Source organism: Pseudomonas sp. NPDC090755, assembly GCF_044769005.1.
Classification (GTDB): Bacteria; Pseudomonadota; Gammaproteobacteria; order Pseudomonadales; family Pseudomonadaceae; genus Aquipseudomonas.
This window is the reverse complement of the sequence record NZ_JBIVXC010000023.1, coordinates 1-22148: the sequence shown is the minus strand read 5'-3', so window position 1 is coordinate 22148 and position 22148 is coordinate 1. Positions and strand designations below refer to the sequence as shown.

Below are 22148 nucleotides of genomic sequence, written 5' to 3'. Positions count from 1 at the left end.
TTCGCTCCACGCCCACGTGCCCGGATGAACACCCATGAATGCCGAAAAATCCCTGAAACTCGCCCGCCGTTTCCTCGAGTTGCCCCTGGAGAAACGCAAGGTCTTCCTAGACACCCTGAGTGCCGAAGGGCTGGATTTTTCGCAGTTCCCGATCGCTTCGGCAGTGGATGCGCCGGGGCGTGAGGAGTTGTCCTACGCCCAGCAGCGCATGTGGTTCCTCTGGCGCCTGGACCCGCGTGGCAGCAGCTACAACATCCCCAGCGCCGCACGCCTGCTCGGCCCGTTGCAGCCCGCAGCGGTGGATGCGGCCATCGCCAGCCTGGTCGAACGCCATGCCACCTTGCGCTGCGTGTTCGAGCAGGACGAGGACGGTCGCGTGCTGTGTAAACCAGCCGCGCAACTGCCGCAGGTCAGTCATGAGGACTGCGGTGAACGGCTGCTCGATGATGCCGCCCTGGCCCGGGAGGTGGAGGCCGAATCGGCGCGGCCCTTCGACCTGGAAAAGGGGCCGCTGCTGCGCGTACGCCTGCTGCGCCTGGCCGACGAGCACCATGTGCTGCTGCTGACGGTGCACCATATCGTTGCCGACGGCTGGTCGATGGGCGTCATGCTCGAGGCCTTCAGTCGCTGTTATGAAGCCCATTGCCAGGGGCGAGCGGCCGACCTGCCGGCGCTGTCCATCGAATATGCCGACTACGGCCTGTGGCAACGGCGCTGGCTGGAAGCCGGCGAGCAGGCGCGGCAACTGGCCTACTGGCAAGCGCAGCTGGGCGATGAGCACCCGCTGCTGGAACTGCCGCTGGATCACCCGCGCAGCGCCGTGCAGGACCGTCGCGCCGGACGCCTGGAGTGGATGCTGGAGCCGCCGCTGGTGCAGCGCCTCAATGCCCTGGCTACCCGGCACGGGCTGACCCTGTCGATGGTGCTGCTGGCCGGATTCCAGCTGCTGTTGCAACGCTACAGCCAGTTGCGCGATATCCGCGTGGGCATGCCGATCGCCAACCGCAACCGGGTCGAGACCGAGGGCTTGATCGGCTTTTTCGTCAACACCCTGGTGGTGCGCAGCCAGATCGAGCCGCAGATGAGCGTGGCCGACCTGCTGGCCCAGGTTCGCGAGGCGGCCCTGGGTGCCCAGGCCCATCAGGAGTTGCCGTTCGAGCGGCTGGTGGAAGCGCTGCAGGTGGAGCGCCGCGCCGGGGTCAATCCGCTGTTCCAGGTGCTCTACAACCACCAGGCCGAAGGCGGCCAGCTGCAGGCGCTGAAGATGGCCACGGGGCTTGAGATCTGCCCGCTGTCCTGGCGCTCGCGGACCTCGCCGTTCGATCTCGGCCTGGACACTTACGAGCGCGGTGGGCAGGTGCACGCGGCGTTCAACTACTGCCAGGCCTTGTTCGAACCGGCCAGCATCGCGCACCTGCGCCGGCACTGGGAAAACCTGCTGCAGGCGCTGTGTGCCGGGGACGACACCCGGCTCGACGCCTTGCCGATGCTGGGCGCCCAGGAGCACGCAGCCTGCCTTGCCGATACCCGGCCGGCGCCACAGGCATTTGCCGGCGCAACCGTGCTCGACCTGCTGCGCCAGCGCGTCGACACCCCGGATCCGGCGGTCATCTGTGCCGGTGAAGCGCTCGGCGACGAGCAGCTTCAGCGCCAGGCCAATCGCCTGGCGCAGCGCCTGCTGGCGTCCGGTTGCGGTCCGGAAACCCGGGTGGGCATCGCCGTCGAGCGCAGCGCGCAGATGATCGTCGGCCTGCTGGCCGTGCTCAAGGCCGGCGCCGCCTACGTGCCGCTGGACCCGGAGCTGCCACGCGAGCGCCTGCAGTACATGATCGAGGACAGCGGCATCGGCCACCTGCTGACCCAGTCGCACCTGTTGGCGCAATTGCCCGGCTGCGAGTCGCTGGAGGTGCTGCTGCTCGACCAGGACCACGCCGACTGGCCGGACAGCGAGCCGCAGGTCCGGGTACTGCCCGAGCACCTGGCCTATGTGATCTACACCTCCGGTTCCACCGGGCGGCCCAAGGGCGTGATGATCAGCCATGGCGCCCTGGCCAACTACGTGCAGGGTGTCGCCCAAGTGCTGCCGCTGGAGCAGGTGCGCAGCCTTGCGATCGTCTCGACCCTGTCGGCGGACCTCGGCCACACCACGCTGTTCACGGCCCTGTGCGCCGGGCGCACCCTGCATGTGATCGATCGTGACACGGCGCTGGACGCCGAGTGCTTCGCCGCCTACATGAGCGAGCACGCCGTCGATGTGCTGAAGATCGTGCCCTCGCACATGGACGCCTTGCTCGGCGAGCATGCCGACCCCCGGGCCATGCCCCGGCACACCCTGGTACTGGGGGGCGAAGCCTGTTCGGCGACGCTGCTGCAACGCCTGCGCGAGGTGGCCGGTGACTGCCGGATTTTCAACCACTATGGCCCGACCGAAACCACCGTGGGTGTGCTGACCCACGATGCGCGTTTAACCGCCGAAGGCCAGCGACTGGCCCTGGGCCGGCCCCTGGCCAATGTCGCCTTGAGCGTGCTGGATGATGCCCTGATGCCGGTGCCGGCCTCGGTGCCTGGCGAGCTGTACCTGGGCGGGGCAGGCGTGGCCCGTGGCTACCTGGACCGTCCGGGGCTGACCGCCGAGCGCTTCGTGCCCGACCCCTACGGTGCGCCGGGCAGCCGTGCCTACCGCAGCGCCGACCTGGTGCGCCGCGATGCCGAGGGGGTGATCGACTACGTCGGGCGAAGCGATCATCAGGTCAAGATCCGCGGCTTTCGCGTCGAGCTGGGCGAAATCGCCGCCAGTTTGCAGGCCCAACCCCAGGTGCGTGAAGCCGTGGTACGGGTGGCCGGTAGCGGGGCGTCGGCACAGCTGGTGGCCTGGTTGGTGCTCGACGGCGATCAACCCGCGACCACGGCGCTGGCCGCGCTGCGCCAGCAACTGGCCCTGAGCCTGCCGGAGTACATGATCCCGGCCCAGTTGCTGAGCCTGCCGGCGTTGCCGCTGACCCTCAATGGCAAGCTCGATGTCCAGGCCCTGCCGCAGCCGACCGCCCTGGCCGGCGGCGCGTTCCAGGCGCCGCACACTGAGCTGCAGATCCGCCTGGCCGACGTCTGGCGCGATGTGCTGAAGGTGGAGCGGGTCGGGCTGGACGACAACTTCTTCGCCCTCGGTGGCCACTCGCTGCTGGCGACCCGGGTCATCGCCCGCCTGCGCAGCCGCCTGGCGCTAGAGGTGCCGCTGCGCAGCCTGTTCGAAAGCGAAAGCTTCGGCCAGTGGTGCGTCGCCGTTGAACAACTGGCGCCGGGCAGCGGACGCCAGCAGATCCAGGCACTGGATCGCGCTGCCGACCTGCCGGCGTCCCACGCCCAGTACCGGCAATGGCTGTTCTGGACCCTCAACCCGCACAACCCGGCCTACAACACGCCCATTGTGGTGCGCCTGCGCGGCGACCTGAACCTGGCGGCGGTGCAGGGGGCGTTCGATGCGCTGGTGGCTCGCCACGAACCCCTGCGCACCACCTTCCGCCTGGAGGGCGACACCTTGCTGCAGGTCATTCACCCGGCAGCAAGGGTCGCCCTGGAGATCGAATCGCTGCGCCATGCCAACGGCTGGGCCGACGAGGGCCTGGTGCGCCAGCGCGCGATCGAGGAAACCCAGCGCCTGTTCGACCTCGACAACGGGCCGCTGCTGCGGGTCAAGCTGCTGCACTGCGCCGAGGACGAACATGTGCTGGTGCTGACCCTGCACCACATTGTCTGCGATGGCTGGTCGATGGATGTCATGGCCCGCGAATTCGTCAGCCACTACCAGGCGCTTTGCCAGGGACGGGTGGCGGAGCAGGCGCCGCTGGCGGTGCATTATGCCGACTACGCCCAGTGGCAGCGGCAGTGGCTGGCCGAGGGTGAAATGCAGCGTCAGCTGGACTACTGGACCGCCCAGCTGGGCGGTGAGCAAGCGCTGTTGGAACTGCCCCTGGACCACCCGCGTGTGCCCGGCGCGGTGCTGCGCGAGGGGCGCCTGGACCTGCGCCTGCCGGATGACCTCGAAACGCAGCTGCGCCGCTTCCTGGCCGAACACAACATGACCCAGTTCCAGCTGTTCCTGGGGGTGTTCGGCCTGCTGCTGCAACGCTACAGCGGCCAGTCGGACCTGCGCATCGGCGTGCCGGTCAGCAACCGCAACTGTGAAGAGGTCGAAGGCCTGATCGGCTTCTTCGTCAATACCCTGGTGCTGCGCCTGCAGATCGACCCACGCATGCCGGCCCTCGAGCACCTGAGCCAGGTGCGTGACCGGGTGTTGGCGGCCCAGGCCCATCAGGACCTGCCGTTCGACAAGCTGGTCGAAGCCCTCAACCCCCAGCGCCTGGCCGACCACAACCCGTTGTTCCAGGTCATGTACAACCACCTCTCCAGCCGCGAGGGCGAGGTGGGCGGCAACAGCCTGGAAGGGGTGGTCGCCCAGGAGCTGCCGCTCGAGGGCATCACCGCCCAGTTCGACCTGACCCTGGAAACCCTGGAGACCCGCGACGGAATCCAGGTCTCGATGCTGTATGCCGCCGACCTGTTCGAGCGCAAGCGCATCGAGCAGATGCTCGGCCACTGGCTGAACCTGCTCCAGGCCCTGATCAGTGCCCCGGCCACGCACGTGGCGGAACTGCCGATGCTCGATGCCCGTGAGCAGCAAGCGCTGTGCGCGCAGGCGTCGAGGCCTGCGACCACGGCCAGTGTCATCGACCTGTTCGAATCGCGTGCGGCCATGATGCCGATCGAGGTTGCGCTGATCCTTGGCGAGCAGACCCTAAGCTACGGCGAGCTCCGTCAGCGCGTCGAGCACCTGGCCGCGCACCTGCAAGGCCTGGGCGCAGGGCCGGAAACGCTGGTCGGTATCTGCGCGCCGCGTGGTTTCGAGCTGATGGTCGCCTTGTTGGCGGTACACAAGGCAGGCGCCGCCTACGTGCCGCTGGACCCGGCCTACCCGGCCGAACGCCTGCAACACATGGTCAATGACAGCGGTCTTGCGGTACTGCTTTGCGACAACCCGGCACCCTGGATGCAAGCCCTCCCGACGGTCCGCCTGAGCCCGCTGTGTGCGCCGGAAAACGCTGTGTTCAGGCCGGTAGCGGTGCAGCCGCAAAACCTCGCCTATGTCATCTATACCTCCGGCTCCACCGGCCTGCCCAAAGGCGTGGCGGTCAGCCAGGGCGCCCTGGCCATGCATTGCCAGGCGGCGGCAGCCTTGTATGGGGTCGGCGCCGGCGATGGCGTGCTGCAGTTCGCCTCGGCCAGTTTCGACGCCGCAGCCGAGCAGATCTTCATGGCCCTGATCAGCGGCGCCCGGCTGCTGCTGGGCGAGGTGGCGCAGTGGAGCGGCGATGAGCTGGCCGACCAGTTGCAACGCCATCGCATCGACCTGGTCGACCTGCCGCCGGCCTACCTCGGCCAGTTCGACCAGGCCCTGGGCGCCAGTGGCCGGCAGGTCGCGGTGCGCACCTGCGTGCTGGGTGGCGAGGCCTGGGACGAGCAACTGATCCAGGGCCTGCGCCATGTCCGTTTCGAGCGCCTGTTCAATGCCTATGGGCCGACGGAAGCGGTGATCAGCCCCTTGATCGAGCATTACCGGGCGGGTACCGGACAGGGCGGCAAGCCTGCCATCGGCCGGGCGGTGGGGCAGCGTAGCGCCTGGCTGGTCGATGATGAGTTGAACCGGGTGCCGGAGGGCGTACGGGGTCAATTGCTGATCGGTGGCCTGGGGCTGGCGCGCGGCTATCTGCAGCAACCTGGCCTCACGGCCGAGCGCTTCGTGCCCGATCCGTTCGGTGCAGCCGGTGCGCGTCTGTACCGTACGGGCGATGCCGGACGGTACCTGGACGATGGCCGGGTGGTGTTCGCCGGGCGCGTGGATGAGCAATTGAAGATTCGAGGGTTTCGTATCGAACCGGGCGAGATCGAAGCGGCCCTGCTGGCGCTGCCCGGTGTCCGCGAAGCGGCGGTGCTCGCCCAGCCGGGGCCGTCTGGTGCCCGCCTGGTCGGCTATGTTGCGGGTATCGAGCTGGACCCAAGCGAATTGCAAGCGCTGTTGCGTGAACGCCTGCCCGAGCACATGGTGCCACGGCGCATCCTGCTTCTTGCGCAACTGCCGCTGACCCTCAACGGCAAGCTCGACCGCAACGCCTTGCCGCCAGTGGACGAGCAGGACGTCGTGCCACAGTACCAGGCCCCGGGCAATGACCTGGAGCGCGATATCGCCGAGCTGTGGGCGCAGGTGTTGCGCGTGCCTCAAGTCGGCGTGACGGAGAACTTCTTCGAACTGGGCGGTGACTCGATCATCTCCATCCAGGTGGTCAGTCGTGCCCGCCAGCTGGGCATTCAGTTTTCCCCGGCGGACCTGTTCAAGCACCAGACCGTGCGGGAGCTGGCGCGCATCGCCCGGCGCGGTGAACGGACCGCCGGGATCGACCAGGGACCGGTCAGTGGCGAGCAAGTGTTGCAGCCGGCGCAGCAGCGCTTTTTCGCCGAAGCCATCCCCGAGCGTCATCACTGGAACCAGACCATTCTCCTGAACGCCACGTCGTCGCTTGACGCCCAGTGGCTGGAGCAGGCCCTGCAAACCCTGGTGGAGCACCACGACAGCCTGCGCAGCCGCTTCAGCCAGGGAGCGTCCGGCTGGCAGGCGCAGATTGCCGACCTGCAGGCACCCCGGCACACGCTGTTGTGGCGCGCCAGCGTGGCTGAAGGCGAGTCGGTGCAAGCCCTGTGCGAGCACGCCCAGCGCAGCCTTGACCTGGAGCACGGCCCGCTGCTGCGCGGCCTGTTGATCGACGGCGCGGACGGCTCGCAACGCGTGCTGCTGACCGTGCACCACCTGGTGATCGATGGCGTGTCGTGGCGGGTGCTGCTCGAAGACCTGCAAAGCGTGTACAGCCAGTTGTGTGCAGGTCAGCCGGCGCAACTGCCGGCCAGGACCACCTCGACGCAACGGTGGGCCCGGCGCCTGGCCGAGCAGGCGCGCAGCCCTGCGTGGGCCGATACCGCGGCGCAGTGGCAGGCACTGTTGGCCGGGGTCGATGGCAGCTTGCCGGTCGCCAATCCCCAGGTGCCTTGCCTGAGCCGCGATGCCTGCAGCATCAAGGTCCAGCTCGACGGCGAACGCACCCGCCAGTTGCTGCAGCAGGCCCCGGCGGCTTACCGCACCCAGGTCAACGACCTGCTGCTGACGGCCCTGGCCCGGGTGGTCGCTGACTGGACCGGGCGCCCCGAGGTCCTGCTCGAACTGGAGGGCCACGGCCGCGAAGGGATGTTCGACGACCTCGACCCGAGCCGTACCCTGGGCTGGTTCACCAGCCTGTTCCCGGTGCGCCTGAGCGTTGCCGCAGGCCGGGTGGACAGCCTCAAGCAGATCAAGGAGCAGCTGCGCGCCATTCCCCATCGGGGCTTGAGTTTCGGCGTGCTTCGCTACCTCGGCGAGGAGGCTGTGCAACACGCCTTGGCGGCCTTGCCGGTGCCGCGCATCACCTTCAACTACCTGGGCCAGTTCGATGGCAGTTTCCAGGCCGACGAGGGCGCCCTGTTCGTGCCCTGCAACGATGCCTTCGGCCCGACCATGAGCGAACAGGCGCCGCTGGGCAACTGGTTGAGCATTGATGGTCAGGTCTATGGCGGCCAGTTGACCCTGAACTGGACCTTCAGTACCGCGATGTTCGAACCGGCGTTCATCGAATCGCTGTCAGCAGCCTATATCGACGAGCTCCAGGCGCTGATCGGCGATTGCCTGGACAGCCGTGCAGGCGGTGTCACGCCTTCGGATTTCCCGCTGGCCGGCCTGACCCAGGTCGAACTCGACCGCCTGCCGGTGGCCGCGCGCGACATCGAAGACCTCTATCCGCTGTCGCCGCTGCAGCAGGGCTTGTTGTTCCATGCCCGCTACGGCCAGACCCAGGGCGATTACATCAACCAGACGTGCGTGGACATTAAGGGGCTGGACGTCGAGCGCTTCGAGCAGGCCTGGCAGTCTGCCTTGCAGGCCCACCCGATCCTGCGCAGCGGGTTCATCTGGCAAGGCGAAATGCGCCAGCCGTTGCAGTTGGTGCAGCGCGATGTGCCCTTGCACATCACTCGCCATGACTGGCGTGGCCGTCCGGGTGTGGCGCAGGCGCTGGCAACGCTGGAGCAGCAGGAGCGCGAGCGGCCGTTCGAGCTGAGCCAGGCGCCATTGCTGCGCCTGGTCCTGGTGCAGGTGGCCGAGGACAGCTATCGCCTGATCTACACCAACCACCACATCCTGCTCGACGGCTGGAGCAACGCCCGCTTGATCGGCGAGGTACTGGCGCGCTATCGCGGCCAGGCCATCGCCAGCGCACCGGGCAGCTACCGCGACTACATCCAGTGGTTGCAGGCCCGTGATGTGCAGGGCGATCGGCAGTTCTGGCAAGGGCAGCTGGCGCGCCTGCCAGCACCGACGCGTCTGTCCCAGGCGCTGCAGGGCCTGGCCCGCGACAGCGGCACGCAGGCCTATGGCCATGGCGACCTGCGCAGCCATCTGGATGAACAGGCCACGGCGCGCCTGGTGCTGGCGGCGCGCCAGGCCAAGGTCACGGTCAATACCCTGGTCCAGGCCGCCTGGCTGGTGCTGCTGCAACGTTGCACCGACCAGCCGGCCGTGGCGCTCGGTGCCACGGTGGCCGGGCGTCCTGGTGATCTGCCGGGCATCGAGGAACAGGTGGGGCTGTTCATCAACACCTTGCCGCTGATCGCCGAGCCGCGCCCGCAGCAGGCCCTGGGCGCCTGGCTGAGTGAGCTGCAGGCGCTCAACCTGACCCTGCGCGAGCATGAGCACACCCCCTTGTACGAGATCCAGTCCTGGGCCGGGCAGGGTGGCGATGCCTTGTTCGACAGCATCCTGGTGTTCGAGAACTACCCGTTGGCCGAAGCCCTGCAGGGCAGTGCGACGAGCGATTTGCAGTTCGGCCTGCCGGTCAACCACGAGCAGACTCACTATCCATTGACCCTGGCCGTGGCCCTGGATGGCCGCTTGAGCATTCACTACAGCTACCTGCGCGAAGCCTTCGACGACCAGCAGGTGGCCTGCCTGAGCCAGTACCTGCTGGGCTTGTTGCAGCAGATCGCCGAGGCTTCGCTGGCGTTGCCGGTGGGTGAGTTGCAACTGCTCGATGGCACGCAACAGGCCGAGCGTCTGCACGCTGGCAGTGACTGCCCGGGGCAGTACCCCGGCAACCGCTCGTTGCCCGGCATGATCGCCGCCCATGCTCGCCAGCGACCGCAGGCAACGGCCCTGATCGCCGGTGAGCGGCACGTGAGCTTTGCCGAGCTGGAGCAGGCCTCCAACCGCCTGGCCCGCTACTTGTCGGGCCTGGGGGTAGGGCGCGGGGTCAAGGTCGGGGTGGCCCTGGCCCGTGGCGTCGAGGTGCCGATCGCCTTGCTGGCGATCATCAAGACCGGCGCCGCCTATGTGCCGATGGACGCCAGCTACCCCGCCGAGCGCCTGGCCTACATGGTCGAGGACAGCGGCATGACCCTGCTGCTGAGCCAGCGCGAACTGGCATCGCAACTGAGCTGTCCGGCGCGGGTGCAGGTGCTGTTGCTCGATGAGCTGGCCGCCACGCTGCAGGCGCTGCCGGATCAGGCGCCTGCCGTGACGGTCGAAGAACAGGACCTGGCCTACGTGATCTACACCTCCGGCTCCACCGGCCAGCCCAAGGGCGTGTGCGTCAGCCACGGCCCCTTGAGCATGCATTGCCAGGCGATCGCCGAGCGCTACGAAATGCGTGAGGACGACTGCGAACTGCACTTCTTGTCCTTTGCCTTCGACGGTGCCCATGAGCGCTGGCTGACCGCCTTGACCAGCGGCGCCAGCCTGCTGATTCGCGACGACAGCCTGTGGACCCCAAGCCAGACGCTGGAGGCCATGAAGCGCCACGGCGTCAGCGTGGCGGCGTTTCCGCCGCTGTACCTGCACCAGCTGGCCGAGTGCGCGCTGCAGCAGGGGCGTCCCCAGCGCCTGCGGGTCCTGTGCTTCGGTGGCGATGCGGTACCCCGGGCCAGTTTCGACCTGGTTCGCCGGGCGCTGGACCCGCAGTACATGATCAACGGCTACGGCCCGACCGAAACCGTGGTCACGCCGCTGATCTGGAAAGCCGGCCGCGAAGACAATTGCCCCACCGCCTACGCGCCGATCGGCAAGCGCATCGGCCAGCGCAGCGGTTATGTGCTCGATGCCTGCCTGAATCCGGTGGCCAAGGGCATGCCGGGCGAGCTGTACCTGGGCGGCGAGGGTGTTGCCCTGGGCTACCTGCAGCGTCCGGGCCTGACCGCCGACCGCTTCGTCTGCGACCCGTTCGACCCGCAAGGCGGGCGCCTGTACCGCAGTGGCGACCTGGTGCGCGAGCTGCCGTGCGGCAACCTGGAATACCTCGGGCGCCTGGACAACCAGGTGAAGATCCGTGGCTTCCGGGTCGAGACCGGCGAGATCGAAGCACGCCTGCAACAGTTGCCCGACGTGGCCGAGGCGGCGGTGATCGCCAGCGCCGGCGCCCAGGGGCAACAGTTGCATGCCTACCTGGTGGCGGTGGATGCCGCGCTTCCTGCCGACGAGCAAGCGGCCCGGCAGGCGCGCCAGCAGGTTCGCCAGGCGCTGGGCAAGACGCTGCCGGACTACATGGTGCCGGCCAGCTTCACCTGGCTTGGACAATTGCCGCTGTCGCCCAACGGCAAGCTCGACCGCAAGGCCTTGCCGCTGCCCGAGCCGGTCGCGTCCGGGCGCCCTTATGTAGCGCCGCAGTCGGAACTGGAGCAGCAGATTGCGCAGATCTGGCAGGACGTCCTGCAGCTGGAACAGGTGGGGCTGGACGATCACTTCTTCGAGCTGGGCGGCCATTCCTTGCTGGCCACCCAGGTGACTGCCCGGGTGGAGACCGAGCTGGGCGTCAGCGTGCCGCTGGACCTGCTGTTCAAGGCCGAATCGCTTAAAGACTACGTAGCGTCAACCGTCCCTTATCTGAGTCTGGGTTGCGAGAGCGATCTCAACGAACTGCACGACTTCCTCTCGGAATTGGAGACGATCTGAACATGCGCAATGAAGAACAACTGGCCCTGGTCCAACGCTTCGTCCGCTTGCCACTGGCACAGCGCAAGGCCTTCCTGGAAAAGCTCGCGGCCAAGGGCATGAGCCTGGCGCAGCTGCCGATCCCGGCGGTCAGTGAAGGGGCGCGGTGCCTGCCACTGTCTTATGCGCAACAGCGGCAATGGTTCTTGTGGAAGTACGAGCCCTCAAGCGTGGCCTACCACATTCCGGTTGCCCTGCGCCTGCACGGGCCGCTCGACATCGATGCGATGCAGGCAGCCTTCAATGACCTGGTCGCCCGCCACGATGCGTTGCGCACCCGCTTTGTCGAAGACCAGGGGCGCGCGCAACAGGTGATCGAGGAGCGCCTTACGCTTTCGATCGAGCGCAGCGAGGGCGGCTTTGCCGATGCCGATGAAACACAGGCCTTCGTCGAAGCGCAGACCCGGCGGTTGTTCGATCTGCAAACCGGTCCGTTGCTGCGGGTGCACCTGCGCACCCTGGGGGCAGAGGAGCACCTGCTGGTGTTGACGGTGCATCACATCGTTGCCGATGGCGCCTCGATGCCGGTGCTGGTGCGAGAACTGAGCGCCTGCTACGAGGCGCGTTGCGCAGGGCAGGTCGCCCGTCTGGCGGCGCTGCCGATCCAGTACGGCGACTATGCCCTCTGGCAGCGCAGCTGGATGGAAGCCGGCGAACAGCAGCGCCAGCTGGCGTACTGGTGCGAGCAACTGGGGGGCGAGCAGCCGGTGCTGGAGCTGCCCTTCGACCGCCCCCGGCCACTGACCCGCGAAGGCCTGGGCGACAGCCGCACGCTGCAGCTTGCGCCTGAACTGCTGGCCGGGCTTCGGCAACTGGCGCAGCGCCAGGGCGTGAGCCTGTTCGTGCTGATGATGGCAACGTTGCAGACGCTCCTGCATCGCTACAGCGGCCAGGACGAGATTCGCGTCGGTGTGCCCTTTGCCAACCGTAACCGGGTGGAAACTCAGGGGCTGGTCGGTTTCTTCGTCAACACCCAGATCCTGTGCGGGCGCTTCGATGCCCAGACGAATTTCAGCACACTGCTGGCGCAGATGGGCAAGACCGCCACCGATGCCCAGCGCTACCAGGACCTGCCGTTCGACCTGCTGGTCGACGCCTTGCAGCCGGAACGCAGTACCCGCCACAACCCGTTGTTCCAGGTCATGTTCAATTACCAGCATGACCAGGCCGGTGGCGCCAGCGGCCGCAGCTTCTCGGGCCTGCGGATCGAAGGGCAGGAATGGCAGAACCGCTCGGCACAGTTCGACCTGAGCCTGGATATCGTCGAGGCCGAGGCTTCGTTGCAGGCCTCGTTTATCTACGCCACCGATGTGTTCGACGGCGACACCATCGAACGCATGCTGGAACACTGGCAGGGCCTGCTGCGCGCCATCGTCGCCGAGCCTGCGTGCCGCATCGGCGAGCTGCCGTTGTTGTCCGGGCAGGAGCGCCAGGCGATTGTCCAGCGGCTGAATCCGCTTACCGTCAGCCATGACAGCCAGCGTTGCCTGCACGAGCAGATCGCTGAACAGGCGGCGCGCACGCCATTGGCGATCGCCCTGGTGTACGAGGACCAGCGCCTGAGCTACGGCGAGCTCAACGCCCGCGCCAACCGCCTGGCCCATCGCCTGATCGCCGCCGGCGTCGGCCCGGAAAGCCGCGTGGGCCTGGCCGCCGAGCGTTCGCTGGAACTGGTGGTCGGTCTGCTGGCGATCCTCAAGGCCGGCGGCGCCTATGTGCCGCTCGATCCGATGTACCCGGCCCAGCGTCTGGAATACATGATCCAGGACAGCGGCATCAGCCTGTTGCTGACCCAGCCGCATCTGCAATTGCCAGCGTTCTCGGGGCCGATCCTGAACCTGGATGAAGCACTGGACGGCTACAGCGAGGCCGATCCGCAGGTGAAGATGAGCCCGGCCAACCTGGCCTACATCATCTACACCTCGGGTTCGACCGGGCAGCCGAAAGGCGCCTTGCTCAGCCATCACAACGTGCAGCGCCTGTTCGCCGCCACCGAGCAGTGGTTCAGCTTCGATCAAGGTGATACCTGGACCCTGTTCCACTCCTATGCCTTCGACTTCTCGGTATGGGAGATCTTCGGCGCGCTGCTGCATGGTGGCCGTCTGGTGATCGTCCCTTACCTGGTCAGCCGTTCGCCGGAAGACTTCCACCAGCTGCTGATCGACGAGCAGGTCACGGTGCTCAACCAGACACCGTCGGCGTTCCGTCAGTTGATGCATGTGGCCTGTGCCGACTCGCGTGAACACAGCCTGCGCGCCGTGGTCTTCGGTGGCGAAGCGCTGGAGGTGCAGGGCCTGCGGCCCTGGTTCGAACGCTTCGGCGATGCGCCGACGCGACTGATCAATATGTACGGCATCACCGAAACCACGGTGCATGTGACCTATCGCCCGCTGTCCTGGGCCGACCTCGACAATGGTGCGGCCAGCCCCATCGGCCTGCCGATCCCCGACCTGTCCTGGTATGTGCTGGATGCCGAGCTGAACCCGGTGCCGGCGGGTTGCGTCGGCGAGCTGTACGTCGGCCGCGACGGCCTGGCCCGGGGTTACCTGAACCGGGGCGACCTCAGCGGGGCACGCTTCATCCCCGACCCGTTCGGCGGCCATGGCGGTCGCCTGTACCGCACCGGCGACCTGGCGCGCTACTGCGCCGATGGCGCGGTGGAATACATCGGGCGCATGGACCAGCAGGTGAAGATCCGCGGCTTCCGTATCGAACTGGGCGAGATCGAAGCCCGTCTGCAAGCCATGGCGCAGGTCCGCGAAGCGGTGGTGCTGGCCGAGGATGGCCGCCTGTTGGCCTATGTGGTGCCGGCGGTGGGGCAGGACGGTCTACGTGAAATCCTGCAAACGCAACTCAAGGCCGACCTGCCGGACTACATGGTCCCGGCGCACTGGCAGTTCCTCGACGTGCTGCCCCTGACCGCCAACGGCAAGCTCGACCGCAAGGCCCTGCCGCGTCCGGATGCAGCGCAGGCGCAGCAAGCCTATGTGGCGCCGGTCGGCGAGATCGAACAGCAACTGGCGGTGATCTGGCAGGAAGTGCTGGGCGTCGAGCAGGTCGGCGTCAACGACAACTTCTTCGAACTGGGCGGCGACTCCATCGTCTCCATCCAGGTGGTCAGCCGTGCCCGCCAGGCCGGCATCCGCTTCACCCCCAAGGACCTGTTCCAGCACCAGACCGTGCAAGGCCTGGCATCAGTGGCACAGACCGGCGAAGCGCCGCAACTCGTCCAGGCTGCGGCCGAGGGCGAGCTGATCCTGCTGCCGATCCAGCAGCAGTTCTTCCAGGACGTGGTTGCCACCCGGCATCACTACAACCAGTCGGTGCTGCTGCAGCCGCGTGAAGCCCTGCAGGTGGCGGCGCTGCAAACCGCCCTGGCCGCCCTGTGGAACCACCACGACGCCCTGCGCCTGCGCTTCAATGAAACGGTCGATGGCTGGCGTGGTTGCTACAGCGATGCCGTCGCCCCCACCGACTTGCTGTGGCAGGTCAGCGTCACCGATACCCAAGGCATCGAAACCGAAGGCGAACGGGCCCAGCGTAGCCTGGACCTGGGCGGCGGCCCGTTGCTGCGGGCGGTGCTGATGAACCTCGTCGACGGTGGCCAGCGCTTGCTGTTGGTGGTCCACCACCTGGCGGTGGATGGCGTGTCGTGGCGAATCCTGCTGGAAGACCTGCAAAGCGCCTACGAGCAGGCCTGCGCCGGCAAGGCGCCGCTACTGCCGCCGCGCACCAGCTCGGTGAAAGCCTGGGCCGAACGTCTGCAACAATACGCCCGCGAAGGCGCGTTGGCCGACGAACTGGCCTACTGGACCGCCCAGCTGGATGTCTCGCCAATCGACTGGCCGCACTGCAACCCCCAGGGCGCCCTGGACAAATGCCATGCCGCCAGCGTCGATACCTACCTTGACGCCCAGGCCACGCGCCAGTTGCTCAAGGAGGCCCCGGCGGCCTACCGCACCCAGGTCAACGACCTGCTGCTGACCGCCCTGGCCCGGGTCATCGGGCGATGGACCGGCAGCCCGCACACCCTGTTGCAACTGGAAGGCCATGGTCGCGAAGACTTGTTCGACGACATCGACCTGACCCGTACCGTGGGCTGGTTCACCAGCCTGTTCCCGCTGCGCCTGAGCGTGGGCGACGACCTGCGCGGCTCGATCCTGCAGGTCAAGGAACAGCTGCGCGCGTTGCCGAACAAGGGCATCGGTTATGGCGTGCTGCGTCACCTGGGCAGCGCCGCCCAGCAGGCGGCCTTGTGCGACCTGCAACCGCCACGGATCACCTTCAACTACCTGGGCCAGTTCGATGCCAGTTTCGAGGGTGGCGGCAATGCCCTGTTGCGCCCGGCCAGCGAGGCCCGTGGTTCGGAAATCGGCAGCGCGGCGCAGCTGGGCAACTGGCTGTCGATCAACGGCCAGGTCTATGGCGGCGAGCTGACCCTGAGCTGGACCTTCAGCCGCGAGATGTTCAGCGAAGCGACCATCCAGCAACTGGCCGATGCCTATGCCGCCGAGTTGCGTGCACTGGTCGCGCACTGCTGCGATCCGGCCCAGGGTGGTGTATCGCCTTCGGACTTCCCGCTGGCGCGCTTGAGCCAGCCGCTGCTGGACAAACTGCCGCTGCCGGCGCGGGCGATCGACGATGTCTATCCGCTGTCGCCGATGCAGCAAGGCATGCTGTTCCATTCGCTGTACGAACAGGCCGCTGGCGACTACATCAACCAGGTGCGCGTGGATATCCACGGTCTTGATCCGCAGCGCTTCCAGCAAGCCTGGCAGGCGGCGGTCGACCGACACGATATCCTGCGCACCGGTTTTGTCTGGGACGGGCTGGAACAACCGCTGCAAGTGGTGCGCAAGCAGGCCACGGTAGCCTTCGAACTGATCGAGGCGCCTGGCCTGGACGAAGCCGGGCTCGTCGCGCTTGCACAGGCGCAGAAGCAGGGCCTGGACCTGGGGCGCGATGCCCTGTTGCGCCTGTTGCTGGTGCGCACCGGCGAGCACACGCATCACCTGGTCTACACCCACCACCACATCCTGATGGACGGCTGGAGCAACGCACAGTTGCTGGGCGAAGTGCTGCAGCACTACCACGGCCATGCCGTGGCGGGCAGCGGTGGTCGCTACCGTGATTACCTGGCCTGGCTGCAACGCCGCGATGGCGAGGCGGCCCGCAGCTTCTGGCAGGCGCAGCTTGGCCCGCTGGACGAGCCGGTGAAGCTGGCCGAGGCGCTGGCGTCGCAGATCCAGGGCGAGGGGCAGGGCGACTGGGTGCATCAGGCCAGCGAGCCGCTGTTCCTGCAGTTGCAACAGTTCGCCCGCCAGGCACGCGTCACCCTCAACACTGTGCTGCAAGGCGCCTGGTTGCTGCTGTTGCAACGCTACACCGGCAAATCCAGCGTGGCCTTCGGCGCCACGGTGGCCGGGCGGCCGACCGAGCTCAACGGCATCGAGCAGCAGATCGGGCTATTCATCAATACCTTGCCGATCATCGACCAGCCTTCGGCCGAGCTGGGTGTGCAGGCGTGGCTGGAACGTCTGCAGAACCTCAACCTGGCCTTGCGCGAGCACGAGCACACGCCGTTGGCGGACCTGCAGCGCTGGGCCGGTCTGAGCGGCCAGCCACTGTTCGACACCAACCTGGTGTTCGAGAACTACCCGGTCTCCGACGCCCTGAATGCCAGCGAAGGTTCCACTGTTCGCTTCAGCGGCCTGCGCAGCCATGAGCAGAGCAGCTTCCCGCTGACCCTGATCGTGACGTGCGACGATTCGCTGCGCCTGCACCTGCGTTACCTGCGCGAAATGTTCAGCGAGAACCAGATCGCCACCCTGGTGCTCAACCTCGAACAACTGCTGCACAGCCTGGTGCATGCCAGCGCCACTACGCCGCTGGGCGAACTGGACATGCTCGGTGCGCGCCGTGAAGAGCATCTGCGCACGCTCAATCCGCTTACCGTCAGCCATGACAGCCAGCGTTGCCTGCACGAGCAGATCGCCGAACAGGCGGCGCGTACGCCACTGGCGATCGCCTTGGTGTACGAGGACCAGCGCCTGAGCTATGGCGAACTCAACGCCCGCGCCAACCGCCTGGCCCATCGCCTGATCGCCGCCGGCGTCGGCCCGGAAAGCCGCGTGGGCCTGGCCACCGAGCGTTCGCTGGAACTGGTGGTCGGTCTGCTGGCGATCCTCAAGGCCGGCGGCGCCTATGTGCCGCTCGATCCGATGTACCCGGCCCAGCGCCTGGAATACATGATCCAGGACAGCGGCATCAGCCTGCTGCTGACCCAGCCGCATTTGCAGTTGCCGGCCTTCAGCGGTCCGATCCTGAACCTGGATGAAGCACTGGACGGTTACAGCGAGGCCGATCCGCAGGTGAAGATGAGCCTGGCCAACCTGGCCTACATCATCTACACCTCGGGTTCGACCGGGCAGCCGAAAGGCGCCTTGCTCAGCCATCACAACGTGCAGCGCCTGTTCGCCGCCACCGAGCAATGGTTCAGCTTCGATCAAAGCGACACCTGGACCCTGTTCCACTCCTATGCCTTCGACTTCTCGGTGTGGGAGATCTTCGGTGCGCTGCTGCATGGTGGCCGTCTGGTGATCGTCCCTTACCTGGTCAGTCGTTCGCCGGAAGACTTCCACCAGCTGCTGATCGACGAGCAGGTCACGGTGCTCAACCAGACACCGTCGGCGTTCCGCCAGTTGATGCACGTGGCCTGTGCCGACTCGCGTGAACACAGCCTGCGCGCCGTGGTCTTCGGCGGCGAAGCGCTGGAGGTGCAGGGCCTGCGGCCCTGGTTCGAACGCTTCGGCGATGCGCCGACGCGGCTGATCAATATGTACGGCATCACCGAAACCACGGTGCATGTGACCTATCGCCCGCTGTCCTGGGCCGACCTCGACAATGGTGCGGCCAGCCCTATCGGCCTGCCGATCCCCGACCTGTCCTGGTATGTGCTGGATGCCGAGCTGAACCCGGTGCCGGCGGGTTGCGTCGGTGAGCTGTACGTCGGCCGCGACGGCCTGGCCCGGGGTTACCTGAACCGGGGCGACCTCAGCGGGGCACGCTTCATCCCCGACCCGTTCGGCGGCCATGGCGGTCGCCTGTACCGCACCGGCGACCTGGCGCGCTACTGCGCCGATGGCGCGGTGGAATACATCGGGCGCATGGACCAGCAGGTGAAGATCCGCGGCTTCCGTATCGAACTGGGCGAGATCGAAGCCCGTCTGCAAGCCATGGCGCAGGTCCGTGAAGCCGTGGTGCTGGCCGAGGATGGCCGCCTGCTGGCCTACGTGGTGCCGAGCGTGGCGCAGGACGGTCTGCGTGAAATCCTGCAAACGCAACTCAAGGCCGACCTGCCGGACTACATGGTCCCGGCACACTGGCAGTTCCTCGCCGTGCTGCCACTGACCGCCAACGGCAAGCTCGACCGCAAGGCCCTGCCGCGTCCGGATGCAGCGCAGGCGCAGCAAGCCTACGTGGCCCCGGTTGGCGAGATCGAACAGCAACTGGCGGTGATCTGGCAGGAGGTGCTGGGCGTCGAGCAGGTCGGTGTCAACGACAACTTCTTCGAACTGGGCGGCGACTCCATCGTCTCCATCCAGGTGGTCAGCCGTGCCCGCCAGGCCGGCATCCGCTTCACCCCCAAGGACCTGTTCCAGCACCAGACCGTGCAAGGGCTGGCCTCGGTGGCGCAGACCGGCGACGCAGCACAGGTCGTCCAGGCTGCCGCTGAAGGTGAACTGGCACTGCTGCCGATCCAGCAGCAGTTCTTCCAGAACGTGGTCAGTGGCCGTCATCACTTCAACCAGTCGGTGCTGCTGCAGCCGCGTGAAGCGCTGCAGGTGGCGGCGCTGCAAACCGCCCTGGCCGCCCTGTGGAACCACCACGACGCCCTGCGCCTGCGCTTCAATGAAGCGGTTGATGGCTGGCAGGGTCGCTACAGCGATGCCGCCGCGCCCAGCGACTTGCTGTGGCAGGTCAGCGTCACCGATACCCAAGGCATCGAAACCGAAGGCGAACGGGCCCAGCGTAGCCTGGACCTGGCCGGCGGTCCGTTGCTGCGGGCGGTGCTGATGAACCTGGCCAATGGCGGCCAGCGCCTGCTGCTGGTGGTTCACCACCTGGCGGTGGATGGCGTGTCGTGGCGAATCCTGCTGGAAGACCTGCAAAGCGCCTACGAGCAGGCCTGCGCCGGCAAGGCGCCGCTGCTGCCGCCGCGCACCAGCTCGGTGAAAGCCTGGGCCGAACGTCTGCAGCAGTATGCTCGCGAAGGCGCGTTGCAGGCGGAGCTCGATTACTGGCTTGCCCAGGCCCGCGATGTCGACACCGCGCTGCCGTGCGAGCGACCGGACGCCGGCCTGCAGATCCGCCACGCCGCCAGCGTGCAGAGTCGCCTGGATGCCCGATTCACCGGCCAGTTGCTGCAGGACGCCCCGGCGGCCTATCGCACCCAGGTCAACGACCTGCTGCTGACCGCCCTGGCCCGGGTGATCGCGCACTGGACCGGGCGCGGCGAGGTCATGGTGCAATTGGAAGGCCACGGTCGCGAAGACCTGTTCGACGATATCGACCTGACCCGTACCGTGGGTTGGTTCACCAGCCTGTTCCCTGTGCGCCTGAGCGTGGGCGACGACCTGCGCGGCTCGATCCTGCTGGTCAAGGAACGCCTGCGAGCCGTGCCGAACAAGGGCATCGGCTACGGCGTGCTGCGTCACCTGGGCAGCGCCGCCCAGCAGACCGCCCTCGGCGAACTGCAACCGCCACGGATCACCTTCAACTACCTGGGCCAGTTCGACAGCTCCTTCCAGGGCCAGGACGGCGCGTTCATGCCTGCCGGTGAAGCCCATGGCCTGGAGGTCGGCGACGATGCACCGCTGGGCAACTGGCTGTCAGTCAATGGCCAGGTCTTCGGCGGTGAACTGAGCCTGAGCTGGACCTTCAGCCGCGAGATGTTCAGCGAAGCGACCATCCAGCAACTGGCCGACGCCTATGTCAGCGAGTTGCAGGCGCTGGTTGCTCACTGCTGTGATCCGGCCCAGGGCGGCGTATCGCCTTCGGACTTCCCGCTGGCCCGTTTGACCCAGCCGCTGCTGGACAAGCTGCCGCTGCCGGCGCGGGCGATCGACGATGTCTATCCGCTGTCGCCGATGCAGCAGGGCATGCTGTTCCACACCTTGTATGAACAGGCCGGTGGCGACTACATCAACCAGGTGCGCCTGGATATCCACGGCCTCGATCCGCAGCGCTTCCAGCAGGCCTGGCAGGCGGCAGTCGATCGGCACGACATCCTGCGCACCGGTTTCGTCTGGGAAGGGCTGGAACAGCCGCTGCAAGTGGTGCACAAGCAGGTGCAGGTGCCGCTGCGCCTGCTCGAGGGGCGTGGCGAGGCGGATCTGGCGCAGTACCAGGACAGCATCGCCCGGGAAGAACTGCACGCCGGTTTCGACCTGGCCGTGGCGCCCTTGCTGCGCCTGGTCCTGGTGCGCAGTGCAGAGGATTGCTGGCATGTGATCTACACCAACCACCACATCCTCATGGATGGCTGGAGCAATGCGCGGCTGCTCGGCGAGGTGCTGCAACGCTATGCCGGCGGCGAACCGCCGCGCCATGCCGGACGCTATCGCGACTACATCCACTGGCTGGCCGCCCAGGATGTCGAGCAGGATCGCCAGTTCTGGCAGCAGGAACTGGCTGGCCTGGGCGAGCCCGCCTTGCTGGTAGCGGCGCTTGGCGGCAAGGCCACGGGTGACAGCGGCTATGCCGAGCACGCTCTGCGCCTGGGTGTCGAGCAGACCGCACAGCTGGCCGACTACGCCCGTGGGCTCAAGGTGACGGTCAACACCCTGGTGCAGGGCGCCTGGGCGATCCTGCTGCAACGCTACCTGGGCCGCGAGCAGGTGGTCTTCGGTGCCACGGTGGCCGGGCGACCGACCGAACTGCAAGGGGTCGAGGAGCAGATCGGGCTGTTCATCAACAGCCTGCCGGTGCGCTTCGGCCACAGCGCCACCACGCCGCTGCAGCAGTGCCTGGTCGAGTTGCAGGCGCGCAACCTGAGCCTGCGTGAGCACGAGCATTCGCCGCTGTTCGATATCCAGCGCTGGGCCGGGCAGGGCGGTGAGGCGCTGTTCGACACCTTGATGGTGTTCGAGAACTACCCGGTGTCCCAGGCCCTGGCGGCCGGTACGCCCGGTGGCTTGCGCTTCGGCGAGGTCGCCAACCGCGAACAGAGCCACTACCCGTTGACGCTGGTGGTCGGGCTCAGCGATCAGTTGTCGGTGGAGATGCGCTACGACCGTGCCTGCTTTACCCAGGCCGTGCTGGAGAATCTTGCCCGCCAGTTGGGGCACCTGCTGATGGCGGTGGTCCGCGCCGACGCCAGGACGCCGGTCGGTCAGCTCGATCTGCTCGGTGATGAGCGTCAGGCATTGATCGAGGCGCTGAATCCGGCGCTGGTTAGCCACGGCACCCGGGCCTGCCTGCATGAGCAGATCGCCGAGCAGGCGGCGCGTACGCCGCAGGCGACCGCCCTGGTGTATGAGGGCCAGCGCCTGAGTTACGGCGAGCTCAACGCCCGCGCCAACCGCCTGGCCCATCGCCTGATCGCCGCCGGCGTCGGCCCGGAAAGCCGCGTGGGCCTGGCCGCCGAGCGTTCGCTGGAACTGGTGGTCGGCCTGCTGGCGATCCTCAAGGCCGGTGGCGCCTATGTGCCGCTCGACCCGATGTACCCGGCCCAGCGCCTGGAATACATGATCCAGGACAGCGGCATCAGCCTGCTGCTGACCCAGCCGCATCTGCAGTTGCCGGCCTTCAGCGGCCCGATCCTGAACCTGGATGAAGCACTGGACGGCTACAGCGAGGCCGATCCGCAGGTGACGATGAGCCCGGCCAACCTGGCCTACATCATCTACACCTCGGGCTCGACCGGGCAGCCCAAGGGTGCCTTGCTCAGCCATCACAACGTGCAGCGCCTGTTCGCCGCCACCGAGCAATGGTTCAGCTTCGATCAAAGCGACACCTGGACCCTGTTCCACTC

At 67.2% G+C, this 22148-nt stretch carries 2 protein-coding genes; both read left to right on the top strand.

Annotation, left to right across the window (positions count from 1 at the left end; translation table 11 throughout):
- Nucleotides 1-34: 34 nt before the first annotated feature.
- Nucleotides 35-11074 (top strand): amino acid adenylation domain-containing protein, encoded by an 11040-nt coding sequence (locus ACIQUS_RS24135; RefSeq protein WP_403052613.1) that lies wholly within the window; start codon nt 35-37, stop codon nt 11072-11074.
- Between the two features lie 2 nt (nt 11075-11076).
- The coding region (locus ACIQUS_RS24130; protein ID WP_403052610.1) for an amino acid adenylation domain-containing protein at nt 11077-22148 on the top strand (11072 nt) is incomplete at its 3' end.